We start from the raw sequence: 3,606 nt of genomic DNA, 5'->3' as shown, positions 1-3,606 counted from the left end.
CTCAAATCCGCAGCTCCTGACCCGCCTGGACGCCTTGCCTGCCGACTTCCGCGCCAAAGGGCAAGGCCATGAAGTTATGGGTCGGGTCCGTGGCTGCAAGTGGGTCTGATCTGGAGGAACGCCGGATGCGGGAAGCGGAGCCCCGGTAGAACTGGCTGGTCCGCCAAGACAAGCCGTTCACAGCACCGGAGGCTCCGCTGTCGGGTCAGTGTGTCATCAGCCGCGAGATCGCGGTAGCCGACGGTCTTTTCGCTCCGGGTCACCTGGGCGAGCTGACGCAGATCGTCCCGTTCGAGATGGTCGACGCCGTCCTGCCCGAGTGCGGGGCCGTCCAGCAGCGGTTGCGGAAACTCCCGGCCCGGGTGGTCGTCTACCTCCTCCTGGCCGCCGCTCTGTTCGAGGAGTGCGGCTATCCGGCCGTGTGGGCCAGGCTGACATCCGCACTGCACTGCCTGCCGGTCCCGAAGGTCACCGCCACGGCACTGTGGCACGCCCGCGCCCGGCTCGGTGTTGGCCCCGTGCGGGCCCTGTTCGACCTGCTGCGCGGCCCGGCGAGCGCGGTCCGTACCACCGGGGCCCGCTGGGCGGGTCTGCTGGTCGTCGCCGTCGACGGCACCTACCTCGACGTCCCCGACGGTCCCGTCACCCGGGCTCACCTGGGCAAAGGCTCCAACCAGTACGCCACGTCGGGCTATCCGCAGATCTGCCTGGTCACCCTGGTCGCCTGCGGCACCCGGGCCGTGATCGACGCGGTCTTCGGCCCGCGCACCAGCGGCGAGACCACCCACGGCAAGCGCCTGGCCCGCTCCCTGCACGAGGGCATGATCGTCCTGCTGGACCGCGGCTTGTCCTCCAACGCCTTCCTGACCACGGTCGCGGACACCGGCGCCGCGTTCCTCGCCCGGCTGTCCGCCACCCGCAAACCACTGGTCCTGCACCGCTACGAGGACGGCTCGTTCCTGTCCAGGATCGGCCGGCTGGAGGTCCGCGTCGTCGAGTGCGAGATCACCATCGCCACCACCGCCGGGCGCACCACCGGCGTCTACCGGCTGGCCACCACCCTGCTCGACCACCGCCGCTACCCGGCATTCGAGCTGGTCAAGCAGTATCACGAGCGGTGGGAAGTGGAGTCCGCCTTCTTCGCGATCAAGAAGTCCATGCTCGGGCGCCGGGTCCTGCGCGCCCGGACCATGTCCGGTATTGCCCAGGAGGTCTACGCGCTGCTGACCGCCTACCAGCTGATCAGGATCGCCATCGCCGACGCCACCGCGGCCCTCCCCGACGCGGACCCTGACCGGGCCAGCTTCAGCATCGCTCTCCAGACCGCCCGCGACCAGGTCATCCAAGCCGCAGGCGTGATCGCCGACACCATCGTCGACCTCGTCGGAAGCATCGGACGAGCCGTCCTGAACCAGCCGATGACAGCACGCCGACTCCGCGTCAGTCCCCGCGCCGTCAAGCGACCACTGTCCCGATACGCCTACAAAAGCCTGCGCATCGACCGACGCACCTACAAAGCCACCATCAGCATCGACATCCTGTTGACAGCACCCAACAGCCCATAACTTCATGGCCTTGCGCCAAAGGGTCCCGGCGTCGACCGCAGGCCGCAGCATCATGCAACGGTTTGCCGTGGCCGTGGACTCTGTGGTGTGAGGAGGTGAGCCATGAGAGGCACAGCAGGAGCAACGGCAGGAGCTGGCGGAGAATCCGAGGATTTCCAAGCGTTCGTCATAGGGCGATGGTCCCGACTCATGCGGACCTCGTATCTCCTGACAGGAGAGCAGTACGCAGCAGAAGACCTCGTACAAGCATGCCTGGAGCGGACGTTCGTGGCGTGGCGGAAGGTGTCGCTGGCCCAGGACCCGGACGCCTACGTGCGACGCATCATGGTCAACGCACACGCGCGCAGGTACCGCAGAGGGATCAAGGAGTACCTGTCCCGAAGCGATGACCCCGCTCACGAGCACGACCTGCCAGAGCGCGGCGACAAAATGGCACAGGCCGTCGAGCGCGCCGACCTGCTTGCGGCGCTGGCCCAACTGCCCCTGCGTCAGAGACAGGCCGTCGTACTGCGCTACTGGGAGGACCTGAGCGAAACGCAGGCCGCCGCCGCGATGGGGTGCTCGGTCGGCACCGTGAAGAGCAACGCAGCCAGAGGAATCACCCGGCTCCGGTCCGCCGTCGGGCTGACCCGCGCCAGCACGGACACCAGTCCCCCCATGCACGAAGGGCTAACGTCATGACGGATACAGGCACCGACATCTCCGAGCTGCTCGCCAACGCCACGCAAGGCGTGCAGATCAAGCACGCGCCCGTCGAGGCGATCGTTGCAGGCGGCACGCGACGCAGGACCAGGCGCCGAGCAGCGGAGGCGGTCGCCGTCGCACTGGCCGTCGCGTGCACGGCCGGGATACTGACGTCGGTCTTCCCGCACACAGACTCCGGGACGGCATCGATCGCCGCAGCACCGGACGCGACGATCCGACCCATCACGCAGGTCATCGCTACCGGGGTGGTCGACGGGAAGCCCTGGACCCTCAGCATCGACATCTGGCAGCGCGCCGCCAACGCTGACGCAGCGGCCCGCGAGTGGAAAGCGACGCAGAAGGCCGAATACCCGGACCCCCAGCGCGCCGGCGGCGAAGGGGGTCCGCAGCTCGTTCACACAGGCTGGTTCTTCGCCAACCTGAACATCGGCGACGGGCGCGTGTTCGTGACTGACGATGCGTTGACCGCAACAGGAGACCGCAACGTCGAGACCAGCTGGGGCAAGTTCACCCCGACCGGCACCCACTGGTACGTCACCGGAATGGCCGGACCCGCAGTCCACGCCGTCACGTGCACCTGGGACGACGGGCACAAGGCCACGCCCCAACTGCAGACGATCGCCGGCACCGACAACAGGTTCTTCGCGATCGACGCCCCGACCCCGAAGCCGAACGACGGAGTCCCCAACTGCATGGCGACGGACTGACCGCTCCGCCCCCGCGTGACCGCCGCAGGACGCCGTCGCGACCGAACAACGATCGCTGGCGACTGCAGGGACAGGGATTCAGCGTAGTCGGATGACGTCCGGTTCTTGACGGTGTGTCGGTTGGCTGGCGCTGGGGAACGGAAGCAGGCACGGTCTCCAAGATCATGGAGTTCTCGACGTCCCGTGATTCGACTGGAAGCCCGTGCCTGCCTGTGCATCATCGCCGATCCCGCCCGCTCTCGACCAGCTCCGTGATCAGCCGCAGGTCGGCTCCGGACAGGTGCCGGGCCTGCTGGAGCGGCTGGCTGAGGTGCCGGACCCGCGTGATCCGCGCGGCGTGCGGCATGGCCTGGCTGTCGTCTTGGCCCTGACTGCCTGCGCGGTGCTGGCCGGGGCGACCTCGCTGCTGGCGGTGGGCGAGTGGATCGCCGACGCGCCGGCCCACGCACTCGGGCAGCTCGGTATCCGCCCCGACCCGGTACTGCCCTTGCGGCAACTGCCCTCGGAGTCCGCGATTCGTCGACTGCTCGCCCGGATCGACGGCGACGCCCTGGACCGGGCGGTCGGGCGCTGGCTCGCGGACCGCCGTCCGCGGACAACCGGACTGCACGCGCTGGCTGTGGACGGCA

At 68.6% G+C, this 3,606-nt stretch carries 4 protein-coding genes; all 4 read left to right on the top strand.

What is annotated here, in order from left to right; genetic code table 11:
* Nucleotides 1-197: 197 nt before the first annotated feature.
* Nucleotides 198-1,565: an IS4 family transposase gene (locus AB0L95_RS41900; protein ID WP_365171893.1), complete on the top strand. Its 1,368-nt coding sequence runs from the start codon at nucleotides 198-200 to the stop codon at nucleotides 1,563-1,565.
* A gap of 102 nt (nucleotides 1,566-1,667) precedes the next feature.
* Complete coding sequence (locus tag AB0L95_RS41895; protein WP_365171891.1) at nucleotides 1,668-2,246, top strand: SigE family RNA polymerase sigma factor; 579 nt, start codon at nucleotides 1,668-1,670, stop codon at nucleotides 2,244-2,246.
* Nucleotides 2,243-2,977 (top strand): hypothetical protein, encoded by a 735-nt coding sequence (locus AB0L95_RS41890; RefSeq protein WP_365171889.1) that lies wholly within the window; start codon nucleotides 2,243-2,245, stop codon nucleotides 2,975-2,977. The genes AB0L95_RS41895 and AB0L95_RS41890 overlap by 4 nt, the downstream gene beginning before the upstream one ends.
* 202 nt (nucleotides 2,978-3,179) lie before the next feature.
* Nucleotides 3,180-3,606, top strand: a 427-nt coding sequence (locus AB0L95_RS41885) for a transposase family protein (protein WP_365171887.1), incomplete at its 3' end; no start/stop codon positions are given.

It is taken from the genome of Streptomyces sp. NPDC052036, assembly GCF_040680495.1.
Taxonomy (GTDB): Bacteria; Actinomycetota; Actinomycetes; order Streptomycetales; family Streptomycetaceae; genus Streptomyces.
The sequence above is the reverse complement of the archived record's forward strand: the minus strand, read 5'-3'. Positions and strand labels throughout refer to the sequence as shown.

Coding starts and splice junctions, on each gene's coding strand:
- AB0L95_RS41895 (WP_365171891.1), top strand. CDS start 1,668: ATGAGAGGCACAGCAGGAGCAACGGCAGGAGCTGGCGGAGAATCCGAG.
- AB0L95_RS41890 (WP_365171889.1), top strand. CDS start 2,243: ATGACGGATACAGGCACCGACATCTCCGAGCTGCTCGCCAACGCCACG.